Below are 7,025 nucleotides of genomic sequence, written 5' to 3'. Positions count from 1 at the left end.
ATTCCTCAATATTTTTGAACAGTGAATGTTTGAAGTAACTTTTTAGTCAAAATCAGTTGATAGGGATATTAGTGATACATATTTCAATAAAATGTGCCAAAGAATTAAAGCTATGAATTATTCAGGTGAATATATTCAAAATTAAAAAAACGATAATAGGGCAGAGCATTTTAAAAAAGATAGGCAAAACGTTATAATGACATGAAATGTAAGATTTTTTAAGGAGGAGAATAAGTGATGAAAAAACTTGGTTTGGGATTGGGTATTACTTTAAGTTCAGTATTGGTTTTAGCAGCTTGTGGGAATAATCAGGATACAGCAGAAAAAATCATTAATGTACAAAGTACTGATGAAATTCAATCAGTAGATACGACATTTTCCGCATCAAATATTGCTACAATTACGGCAAATATGAATTTTTATAATGGCTTATATACATATGATTTAGATAATCATTTAGTTGCTGCAGATGCTGTTGATATACCTGAGATCTCGGCTGATGGTAAAGTGTACACTATTAAAATTAAAGAAGATGCAAAATGGTCTAATGGTGAGCCTGTTACACCCAATGATTATGTATATGCTTGGCGACGCATGGTAGATCCATCTTTGGCCGCACCTTATGCTTATATGTTTGATGGCATTATTGAAAATGCAACTGCTATTTTGGCAGGAGAGAAGGCTTTGGAAGATTTGGGTGTACGGGCAATTGATGACCGAACGTTAGAGGTGACATTAGCTAATCCGACATCCTATTTCACAGATTTACTTACAGTGCCAGCATATTATCCGCAAAATCAAGCAGTTGTAGCAGATGCGGGAGACCAATACGGTGCAACCAGTGAGCAAGCCGTTTACAATGGCCCATTTGAATTAACGAATTGGGATGCAGCAAGCGGTAATACTTGGACTTTTAGCAAGAATGATGATTACTGGGACGCTGAAAATGTTCATGTTGATACTGTGAATTTCCAATATTTACCAGAAACAGCAACCGCGATGAATTTATTTGAGTCGGGTGAATTAGATGTAATCGAATTGACTGGTAATTTTGCTGTTCAGAATAAAGAAACTCCAGATTATCAAACATATCCTATTCCAAGAACCAATTATATCGAGATCAATCATGAGAGTGAAGGACTAGACAATGTAAATATTCGTAAAGCCCTGTTTCAAGCCATTGATCGCCAAGCGTTTGTCGATAATATTTTACAAAACGGTTCAATTGCAACTAACGGCTTTGTATCACGTGAAGTGGCTTGGAACCCTGAAACAAATACAGATTTTAGAGATGATGCACAACTAAGCCTTGATTATGACCTAGAAGCGGCACAGGCTGCCTGGGAGGCCGGTTTGGCTGAAACTGGTCTAGATGGCTTGAACTTAAATATGGTCGCCTCAGACGATGAGGAGAGCCAAATATTTGCTGAATATGTGCAATCACAATTAACAGAAAACCTACCTGGTATTGAAGTTACTATTAGTACAATGCCATCATCAGCACGCTTTGCAGCTTTAAAAGAGGGTGACTATGATTTAGGCATTACCTTCTGGCAAGCTGATTTTGGAGATCCAATCAACTATTTAGAACGATTCGATTCTGAAATTACACGAGGTAATTACAAATTTGATGATATTGATGCATTAGTGGACCAAAGTCGCGAACAGGCAAATGACCCACAAGCACGTTGGGGAACTTTAATCGAAATTGAAAGATTAGCGTTGGATGAATATGCTGTTCAAATTCCTGTTTATCAATCATATCAAGCTATATTGCAAAATCCAAATGTGCAAGATGTGAGTCGACCTGGCCAGTCTTATGTCACTATCGTTGGGCAAATGTAGTAGAAAATGCGGAATAATGCCAAAAACCTTACATGTTTTGTAAGGTTTTTCTATATTTTTTTATTTTGTGAATAAATCTTACAAAAATACGTTGCATATTTGTGCTTTTTGGATATAATATAACTGTTCTCATTATATTATAATAATTTAGAACAGAAAGTAGGAATATACATGAAGGCACAAGAATATATTAAGACTACTCAAGAAAAATGGCATACACAGTATGCTGCTGAACCAGAATTTCTTCAAGTATTAGATGAATTTGTGGAATCAGTTGCGCCTGTTTTTGAAGAACATCCAGAATTTGTAGAAAAGAACTTATTACAAATTTTGGCTATTCCAGAAAGAATTATTTCTTTCCGTGTACCATGGACAGATGATGAAGGTAATTTCCGTGTAAATACTGGTTACCGTGTACAATTCAGCTCTGCACTTGGACCTTACAAAGGTGGTCTACGCTTCCATCCTACTGTTAATCAAAGTATCCTAAAATTCTTAGGTTTTGAACAAATCTTCAAAAACTCACTTACTGGCCAACCAATCGGTGGTGGTAAAGGTGGTTCTGATTTTGATCCAAAAGGTAAATCAGACAACGAAATTATGCGATTTGCTCAAAGCTTTATGACTGAATTACAAAAATTCATTGGTCCAGATTTGGATGTTCCAGCTGGTGATATCGGTGTTGGTGGACGAGAAATTGGTTTTTTATTTGGTCAATACAAAAAACTTCGTGGCTTCGAAAATGGCGTTTTAACTGGTAAACCATTATCTTATGGTGGATCATTAGCACGTACAGAAGCAACTGGTTACGGTGCAGTTTACTTTATCAACGAAATGTTGAAAACTAAAGGCGAAGACATTGCTGGTAAACGTGCAATCATCTCTGGTGCAGGTAACGTAGCGATCTATGCAGCTGAAAAATTACAACAATTGGGTGCAACTGCTATTTCTGTATCTGATTCAACTGGTTATATCATTGATGAAACTGGTATTGATGTTGCATTATTGAAAGATATTAAAGAAGTTCGTCGTGAACGCTTAACAGCTTATGCTGATGCAAAAGAAACAGCAACTTACTACGAGGTTCAGTTTGGGATCACGACATTCAAGCAGACTTAGCTATTCCTGCAGCTACTCAAAATGAAGTGAAATTACCTCAAGCAGAAAAATTAATTAATAATGGTGTGAAATTCATTTCTGAAGGTGCTAACATGCCTTTGGATGCGCCAGCAACTGAAAAATTATTAGCAGCTGATGTTTACATCGGCCCTGCAAAAGCAGCAAATGCTGGTGGTGTTGCTGTATCAGCATTAGAAATGGCTCAAAATAGCCAACGTCAAAGCTGGTCATTCGAAGAAGTAGACGGTATGTTACAAGATATTATGAAAGATATCTACAACAATGCTGAAACTGCTGCACGTGAATACGGCAAAGAAGGTAATCTAATTGCAGGTGCTAACATTGCAGGATTCAAAAAAGTTGCCGATGCAATGGTTTCTCAAGGTTTAGTTTAATATTACATGAATTCAATAATCAGATGAGGCTAGGACAAAAGGCCTCTAAAAAGGCGTACACAATTCTTAATAAGCGTTGTGTACGCCTTTTACTTTGAAAAAATTCTTATAAATTTTGATTGAAATATATCACGGGAACAGGTTAAAGGACTTGAAGTGTAGTTCCTTAGCCGTGAAAGAGGATGAAATCGAGACATTGGCTCGATTTCAAATTGAAAGACCTTGGCTTTCAATGGTCCCACGGCTCAAGAGGAACGTACACTGTAAGGATGAAAAATCTATGAATTTAATTTTTATCCCAGCCTCTTTTTGATTGAACCAGTGTTAGATTCCTATTCACTTTGGTATCAATATTCAAAGTGTTAAAATAAAGGAAAGGAGTGGCTAAAATGGTATTGAAGAATAAAAATATTGATCTAACATATGCAAGGCAATTCATTCCCAATAGAGCTGCAGACGCGTATAAAAATCAATTTGGCCATATTCTCATTATTGCCGGAAACCAGGAAATGGGTGGAGCGGGGCAAATGGCCGCACTAGCATCAGTCTATTCAGGTGCAGGTTTAACTATGTTAGCAACGGATCCGGTGAATACGGCTGCAGTACATAGCGTACTTCCTGAAGTAATGGTTTGTGATTTTATGGATGAACAAAAATTAAATAGTGCAATTTCCAAAGCATCTGTCATTTTAATTGGTCCTGGTATGGGATTGGATAATAAGTTTCAATGGGAAACGCTAAAAAACAACTTGATGAAGACAGCTGAAAAGAAAAAGCTTGTTGTTGATGGGGATGCGTTAACTTTTTTAGCGCGTGAAATAAGATTTGATACGAAATGGATACAATTTATGAAAACAAGTAATCATGATTTTGTATTAACACCACATCGGGGCGAATGGGCACGTTTAACACAAGGCAGTATCGATCCTGAGGATAACGAAAGTGTCCAAAATTGGGTGAATCAAATGGGTGTATACTTGATTTTAAAAGGGGCGCCAACAAAAATATATCAAGCTAATGGTGACATCATATATATCAATATCCAAGGCAATCCAGGCATGTCTATTGGCGGAATGGGGGATACATTAGCTGGTATAATAGCGGGTTTTTTAGGGCAAATAAAAGAGATTGCTAATGCAATCATTTTAGCAAATTTTATCCATTCATATATTGCAGATATCATTTATGAAAATAATTACATTGTCCTTCCTAGTGAAATTTCCAGACGAATACCTGCAACTTTGAAAGCGATACAGAGAAATAAAGGAGACATCATTCATTGAATACTGAAAAGCATTACACCAATCCATCAGCTGGGATTTTAATTTTGACTAGAATGTCTGATAAAGGTAAACAAATACTTTTGCAACATAGAGGTGATACAAAGATGTTACCCAATGTATGGGATTGTATTTCAGGCCATGTGGAACGAGGAGAAAGTGTTCGCCAAACCATCGTGCGCGAAGCAATGGAGGAAATTGATATATCCATTTCAGAAGATGATTTAACATTTGTTGGCATCACACATCTAAGATTAGATGAGGAAATCAGCTACTACAATTTCTTTTTTACATCGGATACTTATCAAGGCACACCCAAGATTTTGGAGCCAAGCAAACATGATGATTTGGCTTGGTTCGATTTGACAGATTTACCCCAAATGGCTGATCAAATAGCGGAAAATCGATTAGAGGCGATTATGCAGCTGGAAAGTGGCATATTTTATAACGATGTGAACTTTTAAAAATGAATCACAGATGGAGAGGTTGGAACAAATACGTTCCAACCTCTTTTCTTGTATTATCTTCTCAATTACTTTTTTATTTTTATCAATTTACAGTTATTAATTTTAGGTATTTAGGTATTTTTTGACTGAAAATGATTGCTTTTGGAAGATTTTGCGTGTATAATTTCTAATGTGAATCGGTAAGCGTTTGCATTGTAGCGTTTCCGCTATAACTTTTATCGAAAGGAGGCTAGCTAGTGCTTTTAGTAGAACGTAAAAAGATCATATCCGATTATTTAAAACAACATCATATGGTGGATTTACAAACACTGGTCACTATGACGGGTGCAAGTGAATCAACTTTACGACGTGACTTGGACAGTATGGAAGAAGAAGGCGTGCTTGTTCGTGTCCACGGAGGTGCCAAGATTAAGAAGGCACCAAATTCTGTTATAGGTGATGAGCCTCGTTTTAGTGAAAAGGTAGCTAGTAATGCGCAAGAGAAACGTGCGATTGCTAAAGCTGCTGTTGCTTTAATCGAAAATAATCAAACGATTTATTTGGATGCAGGTACTTCTTCATTGTTGATGATTGATTTCATCGATCCCTCAATGCATCTAAATCTCGTAACAAACGGAGTAGATCAAGCGATAGCGGCTAGTAGTAAGGGGTTAAATATTCAATTATTAGGGGGAACCTTAAGAGCGAATACCCAAGCAATAGTTGGACAAACGGCACATAAGCAGTTAGCAAAATATCATTTTCATCATGTATTTTTGGGTATGAATGGTATTGATATCCAGGATGGGTTAACAACTACTGATGAAGCAGAAGCTTTCTTAAAAGAACAAGCTGCTAACCAAAGTAAGCACGTGTATCTTTTAGTTGATCAAACAAAATTTGAAAAAACATATCCGATTAATGTCACTCTAGAGGGCAAATTCGGTGTAATAACCAATACTTTTGAAGATCGACAATTGAAAGCTAAATATAGTGAGCTATATAAAATCAAGGAGGTAAAGAATTGATCTACACATTAACGTTAAATCCCTCAATCGATTATTTAATGTATATTGATGAAATTATTGTGGGGAAAACAAATAGAGCAAGTCGTGAACAAATGCTACCAGGTGGTAAAGGAATTAATGTTTCACGTATTTTAAACCAATTTGAAGTCAGTAACATTGCTATAGGCTTTGTTGGCGGAAATTCAGGTGAATTCATTAAACAATGGCTTCAAAAAGAAGGGACAACAACTCAATTTATTGAAATTGAAGGAAATACCCGTATCAATGTGAAGACTAAAGGTCATCAAGAAACTGAAATTAATGGTGCAGGACCTGTGATTAGTGAAGCTGCAATCAATCAATTACGTCAACAAATTCAAGCAATGACAAGTGATGATTTAATCGTTTTATCTGGTTCAAAAGCTCAAGGATTACCCGATGATTTCTACATTAGCTTAATAACTTTATTAAAAGAACGCAATATTCCATATATTTTTGATACTGCTAGCCAAGAATTGCTAGAAGCATTACCAATGGCACCATTATTGGTGAAACCAAACCAAGATGAATTAGGTGAGTTATTTGGTACAGAAATTCAAAATATTGATGACGTTGTAACCTATGGTAAGAAATTACACGAAATGGGTGCACAAAATGTCATCGTCTCTCTGGGTGGAGATGGTGCCTTGTTCATCGATGGGGAACGTATTATTAAAGCAGATGCGCCTAAGGGCAACGTAATTAACACTGTTGGTTCGGGTGACTCTATGATTGGTGGTTTCATCGCAGGATTGGAACAAGGTTTACCAGCATCTCAAGCCTTTGTCTTAGCAGTACAATCGGGTTCTGCAACTGCCTTTAAGGAAGATTTAGCTGAAAAAGCTGATATTGATGCCTTAAACGGTGCTGTGAAATTAAACTTTTTGCACTAAT

Annotated in this window: 5 protein-coding genes and 1 pseudogene; all 6 read left to right on the top strand. The window is 36.5% G+C overall.

Features of this window, described 5'->3' with window-relative positions; genetic code table 11:
- Nucleotides 1-237 precede the first annotated feature (237 nt).
- The 6 genes and pseudogenes from B9P78_RS05825 to pfkB all read left to right on the top strand — a co-directional run bounded on the left by B9P78_RS05825 (nucleotide 238) and on the right by pfkB (nucleotide 7,024).
- The gene (locus B9P78_RS05825; protein WP_094518559.1) at nucleotides 238-1,845 is read left to right on the top strand and encodes a peptide ABC transporter substrate-binding protein; all 1,608 of its coding nucleotides are present in this window, start codon (nucleotides 238-240) and stop codon (nucleotides 1,843-1,845) included.
- Nucleotides 1,846-2,016: 171 nt separating this feature from the next.
- A pseudogene (gene gdhA / locus B9P78_RS05820) lies at nucleotides 2,017-3,359 on the top strand (NADP-specific glutamate dehydrogenase).
- 389 nt (nucleotides 3,360-3,748) lie between these two features.
- Nucleotides 3,749-4,642, top strand: coding sequence for an NAD(P)H-hydrate dehydratase (locus tag B9P78_RS05815; protein ID WP_094518558.1), 894 nt, complete (start codon nucleotides 3,749-3,751; stop codon nucleotides 4,640-4,642).
- The gene (locus tag B9P78_RS05810; RefSeq protein ID WP_094518557.1) at nucleotides 4,639-5,103 is read left to right on the top strand and encodes an NUDIX domain-containing protein; all 465 of its coding nucleotides are present in this window, start codon (nucleotides 4,639-4,641) and stop codon (nucleotides 5,101-5,103) included. The genes B9P78_RS05815 and B9P78_RS05810 overlap by 4 nt, the downstream gene beginning before the upstream one ends.
- 239 nt (nucleotides 5,104-5,342) lie before the next feature.
- Nucleotides 5,343-6,113, top strand: a complete 771-nt coding sequence (locus B9P78_RS05805) for a DeoR/GlpR family DNA-binding transcription regulator (protein WP_094518556.1) — start codon at nucleotides 5,343-5,345, stop codon at nucleotides 6,111-6,113.
- Nucleotides 6,110-7,024 carry a 1-phosphofructokinase gene (gene pfkB, locus B9P78_RS05800; protein WP_094518555.1) on the top strand — a complete coding sequence of 305 codons (915 nt, stop codon included), beginning with the start codon at nucleotides 6,110-6,112 and terminating at the stop codon, nucleotides 7,022-7,024. The genes B9P78_RS05805 and pfkB overlap by 4 nt, the downstream gene beginning before the upstream one ends.
- Nucleotide 7,025: the final 1 nt, after the last annotated feature.

Origin of the sequence: Aerococcus sp. 1KP-2016 (assembly GCF_002252085.1) — a bacterium.
Taxonomy (GTDB): Bacteria; Bacillota; Bacilli; order Lactobacillales; family Aerococcaceae; genus Aerococcus.
This window is presented reverse-complemented; position numbering and strand designations above follow the sequence as displayed.